Annotated in this window: 16 protein-coding genes; 6 read left to right on the forward strand and 10 right to left on the reverse strand. The window is 45.3% G+C overall.

Features of this window, described 5'->3' with window-relative positions:
• The 5 genes from NFI80_RS10070 to folP form a co-directional block, all read right to left on the reverse strand.
• Positions 1 to 1,614: an ABC-F family ATP-binding cassette domain-containing protein gene (locus tag NFI80_RS10070; RefSeq protein WP_233796113.1), complete on the reverse strand. Its 1,614-nt coding sequence runs from the start codon at positions 1,612 to 1,614 to the stop codon at positions 1 to 3.
• Between the two features lie 130 nt (positions 1,615 to 1,744).
• The gene (locus tag NFI80_RS10075) at positions 1,745 to 3,025 is read right to left on the reverse strand and encodes a beta-propeller fold lactonase family protein (protein WP_235163142.1); all 1,281 of its coding nucleotides are present in this window, start codon (positions 3,023 to 3,025) and stop codon (positions 1,745 to 1,747) included.
• Between the two features lie 171 nt (positions 3,026 to 3,196).
• Positions 3,197 to 3,460 (reverse strand): 30S ribosomal protein S20, encoded by a 264-nt coding sequence (rpsT, locus tag NFI80_RS10080; protein ID WP_233796111.1) that lies wholly within the window; start codon positions 3,458 to 3,460, stop codon positions 3,197 to 3,199.
• Between the two features lie 105 nt (positions 3,461 to 3,565).
• Positions 3,566 to 4,369, reverse strand: coding sequence for a diadenylate cyclase CdaA (gene cdaA / locus NFI80_RS10085; protein WP_233796110.1), 804 nt, complete (start codon positions 4,367 to 4,369; stop codon positions 3,566 to 3,568).
• Between the two features lie 38 nt (positions 4,370 to 4,407).
• Complete coding sequence (folP, locus tag NFI80_RS10090; protein ID WP_235163141.1) at positions 4,408 to 5,256, reverse strand: dihydropteroate synthase; 849 nt, start codon at positions 5,254 to 5,256, stop codon at positions 4,408 to 4,410.
• An 84-nt stretch (positions 5,257 to 5,340) separates the two neighbouring features.
• Between folP and NFI80_RS10095 the strand changes: the two genes are divergently transcribed.
• The 3 genes from NFI80_RS10095 to NFI80_RS10105 are packed head-to-tail and all read left to right on the forward strand — an operon-like array spanning position 5,341 to position 7,526.
• Positions 5,341 to 5,886 (forward strand): DUF1599 domain-containing protein, encoded by a 546-nt coding sequence (locus NFI80_RS10095; protein WP_235161349.1) that lies wholly within the window; start codon positions 5,341 to 5,343, stop codon positions 5,884 to 5,886.
• Positions 5,887 to 5,925: 39 nt separating this feature from the next.
• On the forward strand, positions 5,926 to 7,017 hold the full coding sequence (locus NFI80_RS10100; RefSeq protein WP_235163140.1) for a BT_3928 family protein: 1,092 nt from the start codon (positions 5,926 to 5,928) through the stop codon (positions 7,015 to 7,017).
• Positions 7,018 to 7,022: 5 nt separating this feature from the next.
• Positions 7,023 to 7,526 carry a shikimate kinase gene (locus NFI80_RS10105; protein ID WP_235161351.1) on the forward strand — a complete coding sequence of 168 codons (504 nt, stop codon included), beginning with the start codon at positions 7,023 to 7,025 and terminating at the stop codon, positions 7,524 to 7,526.
• 79 nt (positions 7,527 to 7,605) lie between these two features.
• Here the strand turns inward: NFI80_RS10105 and NFI80_RS10110 are convergent, their stop codons facing one another.
• Together NFI80_RS10110 and NFI80_RS10115 are read right to left on the reverse strand one after the other, a co-directional pair.
• Positions 7,606 to 9,159, reverse strand: a complete 1,554-nt coding sequence (locus NFI80_RS10110) for a hypothetical protein (RefSeq protein WP_235161352.1) — start codon at positions 9,157 to 9,159, stop codon at positions 7,606 to 7,608.
• Positions 9,160 to 9,271: 112 nt separating this feature from the next.
• Entirely contained in the window at positions 9,272 to 10,558 is a 1,287-nt protein-coding gene (locus NFI80_RS10115; protein WP_233796104.1) for a hypothetical protein, read from the reverse strand.
• 181 nt (positions 10,559 to 10,739) lie between these two features.
• On the opposite strand from NFI80_RS10115, the gene proS reads away from it, so the two are divergent.
• Together proS and NFI80_RS10125 are read left to right on the forward strand one after the other, a co-directional pair.
• A complete protein-coding gene (gene proS / locus NFI80_RS10120; protein WP_235163138.1) occupies positions 10,740 to 12,215 on the forward strand; it encodes a proline--tRNA ligase in 1,476 nt (491 codons plus the stop codon).
• A 70-nt stretch (positions 12,216 to 12,285) separates the two neighbouring features.
• Positions 12,286 to 12,714, forward strand: coding sequence for an FKBP-type peptidyl-prolyl cis-trans isomerase (locus tag NFI80_RS10125; RefSeq protein ID WP_026630306.1), 429 nt, complete (start codon positions 12,286 to 12,288; stop codon positions 12,712 to 12,714).
• Between the two features lie 62 nt (positions 12,715 to 12,776).
• On the opposite strand, the gene NFI80_RS10130 is transcribed toward NFI80_RS10125, so the two are convergent.
• Positions 12,777 to 13,409, reverse strand: coding sequence for an AlbA family DNA-binding domain-containing protein (locus NFI80_RS10130; protein ID WP_235161354.1), 633 nt, complete (start codon positions 13,407 to 13,409; stop codon positions 12,777 to 12,779).
• Positions 13,410 to 14,534: a DNA-processing protein DprA gene (dprA, locus tag NFI80_RS10135; RefSeq protein ID WP_235161355.1), complete on the reverse strand. Its 1,125-nt coding sequence runs from the start codon at positions 14,532 to 14,534 to the stop codon at positions 13,410 to 13,412. It abuts the gene before it with no gap.
• Between the two features lie 83 nt (positions 14,535 to 14,617).
• Between dprA and NFI80_RS10140 the strand changes: the two genes are divergently transcribed.
• Positions 14,618 to 16,441: an alpha-amylase family glycosyl hydrolase gene (locus NFI80_RS10140; RefSeq protein ID WP_235161356.1), complete on the forward strand. Its 1,824-nt coding sequence runs from the start codon at positions 14,618 to 14,620 to the stop codon at positions 16,439 to 16,441.
• A 51-nt stretch (positions 16,442 to 16,492) separates the two neighbouring features.
• On the opposite strand, the gene lepB is transcribed toward NFI80_RS10140, so the two are convergent.
• On the reverse strand, positions 16,493 to 17,671 hold the full coding sequence (gene lepB, locus NFI80_RS10145) for a signal peptidase I (RefSeq protein ID WP_235163137.1): 1,179 nt from the start codon (positions 17,669 to 17,671) through the stop codon (positions 16,493 to 16,495).
• Positions 17,672 to 17,731: the final 60 nt, after the last annotated feature.

Consider the following 17,731-nt stretch of genomic DNA (forward strand, 5'->3'; position numbering starts at 1 on the left):
TTAGTAAAGCTTCTGACGCTGCTGCTTCACAGTTTCGTCTTTCAGGAATTCGTCGTAAGACATTAGTTTATCCAAAATTCCTTTCGGCCCGATTTCAATGATCCTGTTCGCGATAGTATGAACGAACTGGTGGTCATGGGAATAGAACAAAAGACAACCGGAGAAATCGATCAGACCATTGTTCAATGCCGTAATGGATTCAAGGTCAAGGTGGTTGGTAGGATCATCCAAAACCAATGCATTAGCGCCTGAAAGCATGGTTCTGGAAAGCATACAACGCACTTTTTCACCTCCCGAGAGCACTTTCGCTTTCTTTAAAGATTCTTCACCCGAGAAAAGCATTCTTCCCAAAAATCCGCGGATAAAACTTTCGTCCTTCTCCTCAGAATATTGACGCAGCCAGTCTACCAGATTCAGATCGACGTCAAAAAACGAAGTCGGATCTTTTGTGAAATATGACTTGGTGATGGTAACGCCCCAGGTGTAGGTTCCTTTGTCCGCCTTCTGTTCTTCATTGATAATATCAAAGAAAGAGCTGATTGCCATCACGTTGCGGCTCACGAACGCTATTTTGTCCCCTTTATTTACATTGAAACTAACATTTTCAAACAGCTTTGTTCCGTCATCAGCCGTTTTTGACAGGCCTTCAACACGCAGCAGCTGATCGCCCACTTCCCTTTCAGATTTGAAAGCGATATATGGATATTTACGAGAAGACGGCTTAATGTCATCAATGGTAAGCTTATCCAACAGTTTGGCTCGGGAAGTTGCCTGCTTGGATTTCGAAGCATTGGCACTGAATCTTCTGATAAAATCTTCCAATTCCTTGCGCTTATCCTCGGATTTCTTGTTTTGGTCCTGACGCTGCTTCAAAGCGAGCTGGCTGGACTCGTACCAGAAAGAATAGTTACCGGAGAACATTTGTACTTTACTGAAATCAATGTCGACCACATGCGTACAAACCTCATCCAGGAAGTGCCTGTCGTGGGAAACAACGATCACGGTGTTTTTGAAATCGGCAAGGAAGTTTTCCAGCCAGAGCACCGTTTCAACATCAAGATTGTTGGTAGGCTCATCCAGAAGCAGCACGTCCGGATTTCCAAAAAGTGCCTGTGCAAGTAAAACCCGAACTTTATCATTGGCATTCAGATCGCCCATTGTTGCAGAATGCTGCTCTTCCGTAAGGCCTAGTCCGCTCAATAATTGCGCAGCTTCGGTTTCGGCTTCCCAACCATTCAAGTCAGCGAATTCTGCTTCCAGATCGGCTGCTTTTTCACCATCGGCGTCTGTAAATTCTTCTTTTTCATAAATCGCCTCGCGCTCCTTCATGATCTTGTAAAGGCGCTCATGGCCCAGGATCACCGTATCCATCACAGTATATGCATCGAATTCGAACTGATCCTGTTTCAGGAAAGTCATCCTTTCCCCGGGGTTCATGCTTACATTGCCTGTCTGCGGTTCTATTTCGCCTGAAAGGATCTTCAAGAATGTAGATTTCCCAGCGCCATTCGCTCCGATCACACCATAACAATTGCCGGGAACAAACTTTATATTAACCTCATCGAATAATACCCTTTTGCCGTATCGCAATGATACGTTCTGAACCGTAATCATTTTAAAATAATTTTTATGAATGAAAGCGCAAAACTACGAAATTCAGAACGAATTCGCATGTTGAACAAACTAAAACAAACGAAGCGAACCAGTGATTACCAGTCCGCTTCACAGAAATATTGAAATAAGATTATGGAATAACCCGCAATGTATGGGCGCCTTTGCCAACGCTGATCACCGCGCCCTGTTTTTTAAGCGAAGGCGAATCGCCTTTTGCAACTGTCCAGAACTCAACTCCTCCATTTCCTGTGCCATAAGCAAGATATTCAAAGACAGAAACGGCAACATTTGAACCATCCTTATCAAATGCAACGCTTTGCGGATAAATCCCTTCAAACGGATAATCAGCCACTTTTGTCAGTGCGCCCGTAGGTGCTGCAACTTTATATAATGTCAGCGAAGCGCCGGCTCCTGAACCTGCTTCCGTCCAGGGTGCACCGCTTTTGCCCGCATTGACGGTTACGAGCATAGAGCCGTCCGGGCTTACCGCAAATGATCCCGTATTTGTTCCGGCAGGAACCTGCGCCGCCACTTTATGTTCGATCGCGCCATCCATAGAGAAATTGACAACATGGATTTCGCCGGCCCCTGTTCCTTTTCCAGGTGATGCCGCCTTGGTATCCAGCACAAAATAATGTCTTCCATCTGCCGAAAATTTACCAAAAGAAGGCTCCGCTCCCACTTTCACGGGCTTGCCAACCATTTCCACATTCTTTAACTTCCCCGCTTCCCGGATCACTTTATAAAGTCCTACTTCATTGGAGTTATCAAGTGTAAATGCGATGAAATCACCTGACGGATGCCATGTAATGTCAATGATTTTATTTGCTGTATCAATGGCCGCAGGCAGGTTCAGGAAACGTGCAGGCTTGCCATCCGGCCCTGCCTCAATAAAAACGAGTTCTTTGCCGACATCATTGGTGGTCAGTATCAGTTCGTTTTTATTCACATCAATAGCATTCGGTTTGCGCCCGACTGAAAACCCAAATTTTGCTTTCGGCGCCGCCAGGTTAGTAATGTCCACGACGAACAATTTTTCTCCTGCCGGAAATTCGGTGAATGCATCCTTATATTCACTCACGCCATCCTCCGGACGCAGCCTGCTATCGAGCACATAAGCAAGCGTTCCGTTCGCCGGGACGGCTAATGTCTTTGAAGATGCAAGCACAGAATTGGATACGATAGCGCTTCCCAATCCCTTACTGCCTCTTTCAACTGGAAATTTAATGGTCGTCAGCAGGTCTTTTGCCGTGTTATCCCTCAACAGCTTGCCATCGACCAGCGCTGACGCTGCCATGTCGGCATCTGAAACAACGACCAAACCCCGGGCATTGAAGTTAATGGGTGATTGGGCAATCGCCGGAACTGCTCCCAAGGCTGCCAAACCAGCAAATAATGCGACTTTTTTCATAGAATGAATTTAAGTTAAAGGTGGTTACATTATTAAAAGGGTGGTTAAACCAAAGAAACCTTGTAAAGGGTTTAAGCCTTACAAGGTTTCTTTTTCAATCCGCAATATACGACAAAAAAAGAAAAGCCCCGATAACAGCGTTACCGAGGCTAAAATCTTTGCTACAAAAAATTATGCTGCAACTGAAATTGAATTAACCAATCTGGCCAATTTCGACTTCTGGTTAGAAGCTTTTTTCTTGTGGATGATGTTTTTCTTTGCCAAACGATCCAACATTGAAGATACAGTTTTGTAAACTTCAACAGCTACTGCCTTATCGGTCGTATCACGCAATTTCTTTATGTATGAACGTGTAGTTTTGTGTTGGTAGCGATTACGCAAACGCTTTGTTTCGTTAGCGCGGATTCTTTTTAATGCTGATTTATGATTTGCCATTTTGTAATGATAATTTTCTCTTCTTCTATTCGGTTTGCAAAAATAGAAATTGCTTGTTGAAATGCCAAATTTAGCTGTAAATATATTTGCTAAACCTTACAATACTCACTTGGGCATACGTTGCACATCCGAATTCAGATATTCTTCTATGCGGTTTTCCAATTCAGAATAAGGAATGTTGCTGTGCAGCTCACCTTCCACAGCAAGCGAAATTTTACCTGTCTGCTCCGAAATAACGATCACAATGGCGTCAGTGGCCTCGCTCATGCCCATGGCAGCACGATGCCTGAATCCCAGCGACGATGGAACATCGATGCCGTCAGCAACCGGTAAAACACACCTGGCCGCTTTCAAAATGCCGTCTACAATGATAATAGCGCCATCATGCAGCTCACTGTATTGATTAAATAAAGAAACCAGCAGCGGTTTGGAAACGCGGGCATCCAATAGTTCACCCGTCTCCACAAACTTGCCCAGATCGTCGCGCTTGTTGATAACTATGAGTGCCCCGGTAAAATTGGCGGCGATGGTTTTGGAAGCATCGACAATCTCTTTCAAATTTTTGCCTTTCAGGTCCAGCACAGAATTGCCCATCATTTTTTTAAGCAAACCATTATTGGTATAAATGGTCGACTTACCTATAATGAGCAAAAACCGCCGGATTTCCTGCTGAAAAATCACGATCAGTGCAACGGCTCCCACGCCCATGAAATATTGCAGGATAGCGGTGAGTAAGCCCAGTCCCAGCCCTTTTACCACCAGATAAAACACGTAAACAAACAGGTAACCCAGAAAAACCCGGCTCGCGATGCTTCCACGGACCAGTGTAAAAACCTGATAAAGAAGGATGGCCACCAAAAAAACATCCAGGACATCAGCCCAATTGATGTTTAAAAAACCCACACGCATAAGAAAATCAATATTATTTCGCGACTAAATTACTCTTTTTAATTTACACTTGAAGTAGCCATCCACAGTTTAACAGCTTCCGCAGCGGGCCTAACATCGTGCACCCGAATGATGGAAGCCCCTCGTTCCAAAGCCATTGTATTCATCACAGACGTACCATTTAATGCTTCCGCAGCGGATATGCCTAACGTTTTATAAATGGTTGCTTTCCGCGAAATGCCAACCAAAAGCGGGCAGTCCAGCAAGCTGAATGCTGACAAATGATGCATCAACTCGAAATTCTGTTCCGTATTCTTGGCAAATCCGAAACCCGGATCGACAATAATGTCCGCAACGCCCAAGGATCTCAGCTTGTCTATCTTTCCTTTCAAATCTTTCAAAACATCCGGAACGAGCTGATTATAAGTGGTCATAGTGCTCATCGTTTGTGGCGTTCCGCGCATATGCATTAATATGTAAGGAACGCGTAATGTGCTGACAACATCAAACATCTGATCGTCCAGAGTTCCTCCGGAAACATCATTAACGATGTGGGCACCTGTTTCTATTGCCCGCCTCGCTACTTCGGACCGAAATGTATCGACAGAAATAATCAGTTCAGGGAAATTTTTATTCAGTGGCACCACAGCCGACTCCACCCGATCCGACTCTTCGGCCACCTCTACTTCCTTTGCACCGGGACGTGTGGAATATCCGCCAATATCGACCATTATAGCGCCCTCTGCCAGCATCTGACCTGCTTTTGAGAGTAATTCATCTTCCGATCGCATCCGGCTTCCTTCGTAAAATGAGTCGGATGTAATGTTGAGAATCCCCATCACGGCTGGTGTGGACAGATCGAGCAGTTTGCCCCTGATGTTGAGCGTTTTTTTGCTAACTTGCAACATAAAATCTTGTTAAATCCAGACAAGGAAGTGATTATCAAAGTGTTTGATTTTCTTGTCTATTAAGCAGTAAACCAATTTTACGCAGTGAAATCCACAGAATCGGAATATCAGGAAATCATTCAGTATTGCCAAGATCTTTTCGCAAAAAAAAATAAAGATTACGGGACATCCTGGCGCATACTACGCATCCCTTCCCTTACCGACCAGATATTCATCAAAGCGCAGCGCATCCGCACCATTCAGGAAAAAGGCATGCAGAAAGTGGACGAAGATGTTTCCTCAGAATTCATCGGGATCATTAATTATTGCGTCATGGCATTGATCCAGATCGCCTCTATTGAGCAGAAGCAGGAGATCAATGACACCGAACTGACGACATTATACAATCAGCAAGTGAACGAAGTGAAGGAATTGCTGTTTAATAAAAATCATGATTACGGCGAAGCCTGGCGCGATATGCGCGTTAGTTCTATGACCGATATCATTCTCATGAAGTTATTAAGGATCAAGCAGATCGAGGATAATCAGGGATTAACCCTTGTTTCTGAGGGAGTTAAAGCTGGTTATCAGGACATTATCAACTATTCTGTCTTTTGCTTGATCAAATCCAATGCTTTGCAAACCAATTGATCCGGTATCGTCGTTACTGGCATTCCTAAAATTTTTGAAATGAAAATTCTTGCTCAGATCTCACGCATCATTGTTGGCTTACTATTCATTTTTTCAGGCCTGATCAAGCTGAATGATCCCGTTGGAACGCAATACAAGCTGGAAGAGTATTTTGAAGTCTTTGCAATGGACCTGCCCCAGTTTCATGACTTTTTTATGGCGCTTGTTCCGCTGGCGCTTTACTTTTCAGTCTTTCTGTGTACGGCCGAAGTGGTGCTGGGCATTGCATTGCTTGTAGGATATAAACCCAGAACAACCGCCTGGTCGCTCCTGCTGATCATTGTATTTTTTACCTTCCTGACATTCTATTCAGCTTATTTCAATAAAGTAACGGATTGCGGCTGCTTCGGCGCGGCGATCAAGCTCACGCCCTGGACTTCGTTTGGAAAAGACATTTTCCTGCTTGCGCTGATCCTGATCATCGTCTTTTACCGAAAGAAATTCAAAGCATTGCCCACCGGCATTATCGTCGTCATTTCGACCATTGCTTCGCTCGGCATTGCTGTTTACGCATTAAGGCATCTGCCCATTCTGGACCTGCTCCCCTACCGCGTCGGCGCCAGCATTCCGGCCCAACTGAAACCTTCCGAGCCACTGCGCTATCTGTATATTTTTGATAAAGGCGGCAAAGAAGTTGAGTTTGAAAAATATCCAAGTGATACTACATTGGTTTTCAAGGAAATGGTTGTGCTGAATGAGGACGCAAAGCCCAAAATAACAGATTACAAAGTTTGGAATGATGCAGGCGATTATACCGAGGAAACATTCAAAGGCAAGAAGCTTTTCCTGATCATTAAAAACCTGACAGACATTAATACTGCTGCCTTACCAGACATTAACAAGCTCATTAACAGGGTAAAAACGAAGGGTGTAGAACCCATTATCCTTACATCAGGCAATAGTGAAGAAATTGTAAAATTCCTGGCGGCGCATCAGCTCAATGCTCCTTACTATTATGTAGATGCCACGGTTTTAAAAACCATTTCCAGGTCCAATCCTGGCTTGTGGCTTTTGAAGGACGGCGTAGTAAAGGGAAAATGGCATTATAACGATACGCCGGAGGCGGAGGAAGTCATTGAATTGGTAAAATAATGAGCATGAAGAATGTCATATTAGTCGGTATGATGTCGTCCGGCAAATCGACATTGGGTAAAAAGCTGGCGAGACTGCTGGGTTACAAGTTTGTTGATCTGGATAAATTGATTGAAAAGGATCAGCAAAGCGACATTCCTGGCTTGTTTGCACAAAAGGGAGAACCGTACTTCCGTGAAGTAGAGAGCCGTATCTTGAAGGAACAAGCTTCACAGCACGGCATCGTGCTGGCATCGGGCGGAGGAACACCTTGTTTTCATGATAATATGGCTTTTATTAAGGGAATGGGCATCAGCGTATTTCTGGATGTTCCTGCTTCCAGCCTGGCCAAAAGGATCCGCAGCCACGGCAAGGACGATCGTCCTATTTTGTCGGGAGCAACTTCGCTTGAAGAAACATTACAGAACAAAATCGATGAGCGCCTGCCGTTTTATTCACAAGCAGACATTGTTATAAAAGGTGAAATTGAAGCAAATCATTTACTAGAAATGCTTCATCCGTTATTGTAGAAAATCTGCATAACAGAAAAATGCCCTCAACAAGTGGATCACTGGTTGAGGGCATTTTCATTTACAGCTGAAATCGTTTTTAGAAATTCATCCCAAAAGTCATTACAACATTTACCGGCCTGTGTGTCACTTCAACAGACGCATAGTTTTCGGGATTATTTAAAACATAGGGTGTATAAAGGGATTTGAATGTGCTCATTGTTCCGCTGAGGTCGGCAAAAAACCTGTCTTTACGAATGCCAACTCCGGCTGAAAACAGCAGCTTATCTCTTTTAATTCCGTCATTGTTTTGGTAAGGATCGCCGATATAAGCAGCGCCAAGCCTTGCCCGGAACAAATTCGCCCTGAACTCACCGCCTAATCTGAAATTATAAGAGCTGCGGAATGTGTCTCTAAGTTCAGCTTTTGTATTGGACTTAAATGCAGAGTTGTCACTGCTGCTCAGGTAATTTGTCCGAACACCCATGGCACTGTAATCCTGGTATTCCACAGATCCGGTTATGAAACCTCTGTCTTGTACAAAGAATGTTGCTCCAAAGTTTGCTTTTAGCGGACTTCTCAACGAATACACAAAGTCATTGGGTGCGATTGGCAGGTTCAAATAGGGAGGCTGGATCAATGTTCCATCCGGTCCGGTTACACGGTCATCAACAAATTCCGCGCTGACATTTTGTGTAAAAGTCTCTTTGATAGAGCTGAATGTTGGACTGGTAAGCACACCGCCAAGCTGGAAAACAGGGTTAACCTTATAAATAACACCAAGAGCAAAATTCACCCCGTTGCCAGTTACGGTCAAAGCCTCATTTTGTTGGGTGTAGATCAACTCCGGACTGTTCACATAACTATCCTGAAAGGTACGGTCGTAATTATATCTGATCCTGCTGAAACCGAAGTTGGCACCGATGTACAGTTTATCATTATAATTACCTGCATAGGCGATCGTCCATTGCGTATTCGCGCCGGTTGCCGTATAAGTCCCGAACTGGTCCACGACGCTGTTTTTATCAAGCGCATTATAAGGAGGCCCGGCTTCTGACGATGGGCTTATCAGATACATTTGATAATAAGCCGCAGGCAGCGAGTAGGCCATCGGACCGCCATTGGAAGCGTTGCCCTCAAAGTCTGCGTCAAGCTGCTGGATAGAAACTTTGTTAGCATTGGCATCTTCAACCACTTTATCTACAAAGGCACTCTTGTCATTAGGGCCCGAGAATGTATAATGGTCCCGGAATGACTGCTGTCGCGAAAACGATATACCCAATGAAGAGCGTTTCCACTTGCGCTGAAAACCCGGCTGGCTGGCTATTACCAACGAAGCCTGTGCAATGTTCAAATTCCCTTTGTTTGCCGAGTTTTTATCGCCCAAATAGCTGGTTTTCGTGTTGCTGGGCGTGATTCCCGGACTGAATGTAAGTTCGGATCTGGTATAAAATCCCAACCCGGCCGGGTTGCCATGAATGGAGCTTGGGTCACCACCCAGCGAAGCGTGGTTACCGCCTAAGGACTGGAATCTGGCTGATCCGGTCTGGTCACTTTCGGAATATCGCAAAGCGTCTGTCGCGTATTGCGCGTAGGTTGTTGAGGAAGTTAAAAGGGCACAGAACACAGCGCCCCAAAGAAGTGGTTTAGTCATGTTTCAGATAAAGAATTCGACAGTTAGTTCAAATACTAATTAAACGAAAACCCTGCAAAATTATGACATCTTGCAGGGTTTGAAATTCATTTTAAGCGCAATTATCAGCCAATTATCTTGGTCCTCTTGAAGAAGAACGAGTTGCCCCGCCGCCTCCACCACCGCCACTGCTCGCAGGAGCACTGTAACTTCTGGATGGTGCGCTGTAAGTAGGCTGGCTGTATGTGCGTTGAGGAGCTGAGTAAGACTCGCTTCTGCTGCTCGGTGTTGAATAACTTCTTGTCGGAGCAGTATAGTCAGACTGGCTTCTCGTAGGTGCCGTATAAGTACTGCCACTTGAACCTCTCGAAGACCTTGGCGATGCCTGGTAGCTTCTTGTTGTTACGCCATCAGAAGAATAATTGCTTCCGCTACTGGCGCGTGGACGTGAGTAATATACATTGTTACCTTCGCTTGAACCTCTGCTGCTGTTGTATGAACTTCCAGCGGCTGTTCTTCCTCCCGCATCTGCAACGCCTGTTCTGTTACCTGATCTTGACGACCGCGGTGAAGAATAAGTATCATTTGCTGAAATCGTGCTGTTTGCTGCACTTCTGCCTGATCTGTTACCTGATGCACTACGCGGAGAACCTACATAATTTCCATTGCTGTTAGAGCGGCCATTGCTCCTTGAACTAGTTCCGGCAACCACGCGTGGTCCGGCTGTTCTGGTCAGGCCTCTGCTTTCGTAATTGTTCACTACAACAACCGGACGGCTGTAAGCCCATGGATTATAGCCATAACCACCTCCGTAGAAGCTATCATAACCGTACCCGTACATGCTATTATAGCCCCATGGAGAATAACCGAAGCCATTGTAACCGAAACCATTATAACCAAATGGATCATAACCGAATCCGTACATGCTGTTCATCCCCCAGGGCGAGTAGCCATATCCCAGCATTGAACCCATTCCAAAACCTACGTAAGGACGAATTCTGCCATATCCGAACTGGAACCCAAGATTCATCATGCTTCCGGGCCAGTACGAACCCAAACCGCCAAAGCCGTAAGGATTAGCAAAACGGGATGCGCCGCGGTCGTAACCGTCTGCAAATCCGGCGTTATAGCCTGGATCCGGTGAAAGCGCGCGATTTACACTTCTTGAAGACAAGTAGGACTCATCATAGTAATCACTTGTTCCTTCATCCGCATTGCCTGTATAGGCGTAGTCGGGATTGTCTGAGCGGGAAATATCTTGATCTGCACCCTGTTCTCCTCTCACTACGCCAGGGCCGGTGTTATTTCCGTAGAGGTCATCATAACCGCCTGATCGTGAAACATATTGATTTGTGGTACATCCCCAAGCTCCCAGCAACACTAGCAAAGAAAGATATTTTGCTTTATTGATCATCGTCATGGCTTTTAAGGATTAAAAGTTTGTTGCTAATATATATAAAATTTCGTTCCTAAGTACTAAGTAAACGTCCGTTACAATACATTAATTCCAAAGTTAACATAAAAAACTATCTTTGCAACTCGCGAAAAAACAGGGTGAGCATAACGATATACTCCTTTTCATTAATCAAATAATCCTAATAATGAGTAAAGCCTTACCAACCCGAAGTGAAAATTACTCCGAATGGTACAATGAGTTAGTAAAAAGGGCCGACCTGGCCGAAAATTCCGCAGTGAGAGGCTGTATGGTGATCAAGCCGTATGGTTATTCGATCTGGGAGAAGATGCAGCGTGCTTTGGATGATATGTTTAAGGAAACAGGCCATTCCAATGCTTATTTCCCGCTTTTCATACCAAAATCATTTCTTAGCAAAGAGGCTTCACACGTGGAAGGCTTTGCCAAGGAATGCGCTGTTGTGACGCATTATCGCCTCAAAAACGATCCCGATGGAAAAGGAGTCATTGTGGATCCGGACGCGAAACTGGAAGAAGAACTGATCGTTCGTCCTACTTCGGAAACGGTGATCTGGAGCACTTATAAGAACTGGATCCAATCCTACCGCGACCTGCCCTTGCTGATTAACCAATGGGCCAATGTGGTTCGCTGGGAAATGCGCACGCGGTTGTTTTTAAGGACCACCGAATTTTTGTGGCAGGAAGGCCATACGGCGCATGCAACCTCCGCAGAAGCCATTGCAGAAACAGAACAAATGCTGGAAATATATGCGCAATTCGCTGAGGAATGGATGGCGCTTCCAGTTGTTAAAGGCGTAAAAACGGCTAACGAGCGTTTTGCAGGAGCAGTTAATACACATTGCATTGAAGCTTTGATGCAGGACGGGAAGGCCTTGCAAGCCGGAACTTCTCATTATTTGGGACAAAATTTTGCGAATGCTTTTGACGTCAAATTTCAGGATAAAGATGGCAAGCTGGAATATGTATGGGGAACTTCATGGGGCGTGAGCACGCGGTTAATGGGCGCACTAATCATGGCGCATTCTGATGACGCCGGATTGGTTTTGCCTCCGAAACTAGCCCCTATCCAAGTGGTGATTGTTCCAATTTATAAAAATGAGGAGCAGCTGAATTTAATTTCTGAAAAGGTAAAGGAAATTTCCAAGGAGCTTAAAAAACTGGGGATCAGTGTGAAATTTGACAACAGTGATGCCTATAAACCTGGTTATAAATTTGCCGAGTATGAACTGAAAGGCGTTCCCGTGCGTCTTGCTATGGGTGCACGCGATCTCGAAAACGGAACGGTGGAGGTTGCACGCAGGGATACCAAAACAAAGGAAACGGTTTCGCTGGAAGGCATTGCCGAATTCATCCAGTCGTTGCTGGACAACATTCAGGAATCCATTTACAACAAGGCGCTCGCATTCCGCGAAGAGAACACGACAAAGGTCGATTCGTTTGAAGAATTCAATAAAGTGCTCGATTCCAAAGGCGGGTTTATTCTGGCGCATTGGGACGGCACATCAGAAACTGAGGAAAAGATCAAAGAAGAAACTAAGGCTACAATCCGCTGCATCCCATTGGATCAGGTGAAAGAATCCGGCGTTTGTATTTACTCAGGAAAGCCTTCGGCAGGAAGAGTCGTTTTTGCCCGGGCATATTAATTTTATCAATCCGAAAACAGTTCATTTTCCGCTGTTAGTAAGGCATTTTTAACCATTTAAGATTTACAAGATGAAGCAGGCGCAGGCAGGTGACAATGTACAGGTCCATTACAAAGGGACTTTGACAGACGGACAACTTTTTGATTCTTCGGAAGGACGCGATCCGTTAAATTTCAAGCTGGGTAGCGGTCAGGTTATCAAAGGTTTTGATGATGGCGTTACAGGCATGGAAATCGGTGATAAAAAGACCATTCACATCCCGAATGCAGAAGCTTACGGCCCTGTAAATGAGGATATGGTTATCAATTTCGAACGCTCACAAATTCCTGCCGACATTCCTCTGGAAGTGGGCGGAACGCTTAATATGCATCAGGATGGCGGACAGGTTATCCCGGTTGTGGTGAAAGAAGTGACAGAAGAATATGTCATTCTGGATGCCAATCACCCATTAGCAGGTCAGGACCTGATTTTTGAGCTTGAATTGGTTGGGATCAACTAATAAGTGTAGAAAATTAGAAGTTAAAAGCATAAAGTCAGATGAATGTCTGGCTTTATGCTTTTTTATTTGGCTAATTTCAGACTGAATGCTTCGGGTTTGTTGCGGGAGATTTTAAGCAGCACCTGTTTCTCTGCCAGATCATGCAGCATTCGTTCCGCCCGTTTTTCGGAAATATTAATGATCCGTGAAAAAACTTTGGCTGTTACCGAGTCCTGCTCCCGCAGATAAGTGATCAGTGTCTTTATATGTCTGGATGCCAATAGTTTTTCCAGGTCCGCATCGGTTTCTCCCTGCATGAGCAGTTTTGGAATGGGAATGCTTTTGTCCTTTACCCGAATGTAAATGATCCGCATATCTTTCTCATTCACCGCATAATGTGGCTTGTCGGGGCTTTCGTCAACATCCACCTGCATCACCTTTTTTCCGTCAAGTAACGCAGATTTTATCCGGATCGTCAGCTTCGGCTCAATCAATTTACCCGTGGCCGTTTCCAGCTTTTTCAGCTCGGCCAGCTCGGAACCAACGCCCAGGATCGCGCCCGAATCGGCAATCCCGATCAACAGGCTGCCGCCGGAGGTGTTGGCGAACGATACAATGGTTTTAGCAATCTTGTACGGGCTGTCAATCGTCCTTTTAAATTCGGTCGTAAGCCCTTCTCCTTCTTTGATAATCTGTATGATGCTTTTTTCGCGCATTTAAATCAATCCATATTTTTTCCCTGGCAGCGATCGCACCATTCCCTGGAATTCCAGGTTAAGCAACAACGCCGCCAGTTTATTCAAGTGCATTCCGGCATGCCAGGAAAGTTCGTCAACTTGCATAATGCCTTTCTGCCGGAGCAATGCCAATATCTGGCTTTCGTCCTGTGTAAACCCTTCAAAGCTTGCCTGCATCTGGACCGGACGAACTTCCGCAGGCTCGTCTCCTGCCTGCTCCCAGCCCATTGCCACCGCCATATCCTCAACAGACGTGAATATGGACGCTTTGTTGTCCCGGATCAGAAAGTTACAACCTTCTGAATGCACGCTGCCCAGCATGCCGGGCACTGCGTAAACATCCCTGTGGTAATTCTGAGCAAATTCGACCGTAATCAGGCTGCCGCCCTTCCGCGCCGACTCTACCACAATGGTAACATCACTCAGCCCCGCAATGATTCGGTTCCTTGCAGGAAATCTCATAAAATCAGGTTTGGTAGCAAGTGCATTCTCGGTAACAAGGCCACCATTTTCCTGCATTTCGAATGCTGTTTTTTTGTGGGCAAAAGGATAGATGACGTCCAGGCCGCTCGCCATGACGCCGATCGTGGGCATATTGTGCTTCAGACAGGCCCGGTGGGCGGTGATATCCACACCAAATGCCAGGCCGCTTACGACCATTACATGATAAGGTTCCAGCTCCTTGATAATGGTTTCCGTCACCGATTTCCCATAGTCACTCACCTGCCGCGTCCCGACGATGCCCACCGTCCGGCTCATATTAAAGTCAAAATTGCCGCGTGAGTAAAGGACAATGGGTGAATCGTAAAGCGATTTCAGTCTGGCCGGATAAGCCGGGTCAAAAAAGAAGTGAAGGTTGGTTGTAGTATTCTTGCAGCTGAGGAATTCTTTTTCAGCCATTCCAAGCGATTCCTTGTTTAATATCGCCCTGGCTACTTTATCGCCAACCCCGGGAATGTGGATGAGTTTTCGGTAATCCGATTTAAAAACTTTCTCCGCGCCGCCGCAATGACTGATTAGCTGCCGGATGGTAACTGCGCCGACTCCGGGCGTGTGTATAAGCGCGAGTGTACAGATCTTTTCGTACTCTGTTAATTCCAACATGATAGTGTGTTTTGAGTGGCATACAATTTGCCTATATACGTAATGAAGATAAATCAAAAATAACAAAAATCCTCAAAGGGAATATGGATAATTTACAGGCCGCTGAAACAGAACCGGTTCAGAGTTTTGAAGGAATGGGTGCGACGTGCTACCCGGAAGGAGTTTATTACAGGGTGTGGGCGCCACACGCTGAAAGTGTTTCGGTAGTGGGGACTTTTAATGATTGGAAAGCAGATGCAAATCCCCTTTCACAAGAAGAAAACGGACATTGGGGTGCACTTATAGAGAATTCGAAGGAAGGTGATGAATACAAGTTTGTTTTACAGACACCATCCGGAGAATTGCACAGAAACGATCCTTATGCATTGAAGATGACCAACTCGGCCGGAAACTGCGTGGTTTACAACCACGCAAGTTTCGATTGGCAGGATGTTGGTTTTGAAATTCCAAGCTGGCACGAGCTGGTTATATATGAGCTTCACGTTGGAACATTCCATGTGAAAGAAGAAGGTCAAATCGGAACGTTATACACCGCTATTGAAAAGCTGCCATATCTCAAAGACATGGGTTTCAACGCTGTTGAATTAATGCCCTGTTCTGAGTTTCCAGGATCGCGCTCGTGGGGATATAATCCCGCAAGTCCTTTTGCAATAGAATCTGATTACGGCGGCCCTGATGGCTTGAAAGCATTCGTGAAAGCAGCACATGAGGCCGGCATAGCCGTTATCCTGGACGTGGTATATAACCACTTCGGGCCTTCGGACCTGGACATCTGGCAATTTGACGGATGGCATGAGAACGATGGCGGCGGCATTTACTTTTATAACGACTGGCGTGCAGAAACGCCTTGGGGCAGCACCCGCCCGGATTACGGCCGTGGCGAAGTAAGACAATACATTCATGACAATGCCATGATGTGGCTGCGCGAGTTCCGTGTAGATGGACTGAGAATGGATATGGTCCCTTACATACGGAATGTGAAAGCAGACGGAAATCCTGGTAACGATATACCTGAGGGCATTTCATTAATGCAATGGATCAATAAAGACATTCGCGAATGTTATCCAAACTGCATTACCATTGCAGAAGATATGCATTCGCTGGACTTCATTACGGACTCTGTCGAAGATGGAGGCCTGGGCTACGGTTCTCAATGGGATGCCAGGTTTGTGCATTCAGTTCGTGAAGCCATTATCACCGCTAACGATCAGGACCGGAATATGGAAGATGTTGTTGAAGCGATAACACACCGTTACAATGAAGATTCCTTTCAACGCATTATTTATACTGAATCACACGACGAAGTGGCTAACGGTCAGGCGCGCGTGGCGGAAGAGATTGCAGATGGCGATGTAAATAACTGGTATTCTAAAAAACGCGCTGCTCTGGGCGTTGCGCTGGTGCTTACTTCACCAGGCATTCCAATGGTTTTCCAGGGACAACCCTTGTTAGAAGATAAATGGTTTTCCGACAGCGACCCGATTGATTGGTCAAGACTGGAAAAATTCAGTGGATTTGCAAATTTACACCGTGATATGATCCATATGCGCCGGAACTGGTTCGGTGTAACCAAAGGGCTGCAAGGACAGAATGTTGAGATCATTCGCGCCGATAAAGACAAGAAAGTGATCGTGATGCACCGTTGGAGTGAAGGCGGGCCAAAAGACAGCGTTGTTGTCGTACTGAATTTTTCAGTTGAAACATTCCATGACTATAAAGTTGGTTTCCCAAGAGCCGGAAAATGGCACTTGCGATTTAACAGCGACAATGAGCAATACGATCCGGAATTCTCCCATCTGGGTGTGTTTGACATTGAAACAACGGATGGTGAATTTGACGGTCTGTCGGCTTACGCAGAATTGCAAATCCCACCTTATTCAGTGCTTGTATTCTCTCAGGAGGATTAATTATAAACCTATGATAAATGCAAAAGACCGGCTCATCACCGGTCTTTTTTGCTATTCAATTATCCTGAAAATCCGGTCCCAGCGTATTTTATTTACAAAACTAACGGGATCGGGATCCAGTGACATCCATACAAAAACTGCTTTTCCAACAATGTGGTCTTTGGGCACAAATCCCCAATATCTTGAATCGGCTGAATTGTGCCGGTTATCGCCCATCATGAAATAGTAATCCTGGTGAAATGTGTAATCGGTTAACACTTTTCCATTTTGAAGGATTTCCCCTTCCTTAATCTCTACGTTATCATTGCCGTCATAATTTCTGATAATCTCTCCGTAAAGGGCAATGTTCAGTGGAGACATTGGAATGGTCAATCCTTCTTTCGGCACCATGATAGGGCCATAATTGTCTTTATTCCAATACATTAAATCCGTCTTAGGAAATAGAAAAGGCTCTTTCAGTCCTTTGCTGCTGTAAATAGGCTCAATTCTTTTTACAAAATCAAAACCCTTCAACTTCTCAGCAATCGCGCTGGTTGTCTTGATAATGTAGCCCGACTGATCATTGGAAGCAATGGTGTCGTTAAACGTTTCCGTGAATTGGGAGAAGTCCGTAATGCCATTTTTGCGAAACACATTTTGTTCGTTCACCGGCGTAGATGTGGACACAAAATATTCACTCTGCATCCGGACCGGATTCTTTTGCGCTGCCCCATTCACATACACCTGGCCACCCCTTACTTCGAGCTTATCCCCTGCGATAGCAACACATCTTTTGATATAATTGGACCTCAGATCCAGCGGATGCGGATGCAGGTCCGGCAGCACGGAACTGTATTTATTATATGCATTGGGATGCTCCACCGGTAAATTAAAAACTACCACATCGCCCCGTTTCACATCCGCAAATCCCGGAAGCCGGTACTGCGGCAGCTGTATCCAATCCAGGTAAGACGGAATTTTCGTGCCCCAGATCATTTGATGCGTGAGTGGCATTTGCAATGGTGTAACGGGTGTGGTTGTGCCATAATGCAGCCTGCTCACAAACAAATAATCGCCTACCAAAAGCGAATTCTCCATGGAAGATGTAGGAATAACAAAAGCGCTGAAAAATAGCCAACGGATCAATGTTGCAGCAATAACCGCGAACAGCACAGAATCCAGCCATTCCCGGAATGCAGATTTTTTAGGTTTAACTTGTTGAGGCTTTCGAGGAATAGAAGTGACAGACATAATGCCGAATTATAATTTCTTGGCAATATAATGTTTATCTTAATAACAAGTTAATAGTTA

This window comes from Dyadobacter chenhuakuii (genome assembly GCF_023821985.2).
Lineage (GTDB): Bacteria > Bacteroidota > Bacteroidia > Cytophagales > Spirosomataceae > Dyadobacter > Dyadobacter chenhuakuii.

Bases quoted from the DNA above. Each gene is read 5' to 3' on its own strand.
- NFI80_RS10070 (WP_233796113.1), bottom strand. From the start codon at position 1,614: ATGATTACGGTTCAGAACGTATCATTGCGATACGGCAAAAGGGTATTA.
- NFI80_RS10075 (WP_235163142.1), bottom strand. From the start codon at position 3,025: ATGAAAAAAGTCGCATTATTTGCTGGTTTGGCAGCCTTGGGAGCAGTT.
- rpsT (WP_233796111.1), bottom strand. From the start codon at position 3,460: ATGGCAAATCATAAATCAGCATTAAAAAGAATCCGCGCTAACGAAACA.
- cdaA (WP_233796110.1), bottom strand. From the start codon at position 4,369: ATGCGTGTGGGTTTTTTAAACATCAATTGGGCTGATGTCCTGGATGTT.
- folP (WP_235163141.1), bottom strand. From the start codon at position 5,256: ATGTTGCAAGTTAGCAAAAAAACGCTCAACATCAGGGGCAAACTGCTC.
- NFI80_RS10100 (WP_235163140.1), top strand. From the start codon at position 5,926: ATGAAAATTCTTGCTCAGATCTCACGCATCATTGTTGGCTTACTATTC.
- NFI80_RS10105 (WP_235161351.1), top strand. From the start codon at position 7,023: ATGAAGAATGTCATATTAGTCGGTATGATGTCGTCCGGCAAATCGACA.
- NFI80_RS10110 (WP_235161352.1), bottom strand. From the start codon at position 9,159: ATGACTAAACCACTTCTTTGGGGCGCTGTGTTCTGTGCCCTTTTAACT.
- NFI80_RS10115 (WP_233796104.1), bottom strand. From the start codon at position 10,558: ATGACGATGATCAATAAAGCAAAATATCTTTCTTTGCTAGTGTTGCTG.
- proS (WP_235163138.1), top strand. From the start codon at position 10,740: ATGAGTAAAGCCTTACCAACCCGAAGTGAAAATTACTCCGAATGGTAC.
- NFI80_RS10125 (WP_026630306.1), top strand. From the start codon at position 12,286: ATGAAGCAGGCGCAGGCAGGTGACAATGTACAGGTCCATTACAAAGGG.
- NFI80_RS10130 (WP_235161354.1), bottom strand. From the start codon at position 13,409: ATGCGCGAAAAAAGCATCATACAGATTATCAAAGAAGGAGAAGGGCTT.
- dprA (WP_235161355.1), bottom strand. From the start codon at position 14,534: ATGTTGGAATTAACAGAGTACGAAAAGATCTGTACACTCGCGCTTATA.
- NFI80_RS10140 (WP_235161356.1), top strand. From the start codon at position 14,618: ATGGATAATTTACAGGCCGCTGAAACAGAACCGGTTCAGAGTTTTGAA.
- lepB (WP_235163137.1), bottom strand. From the start codon at position 17,671: ATGTCTGTCACTTCTATTCCTCGAAAGCCTCAACAAGTTAAACCTAAA.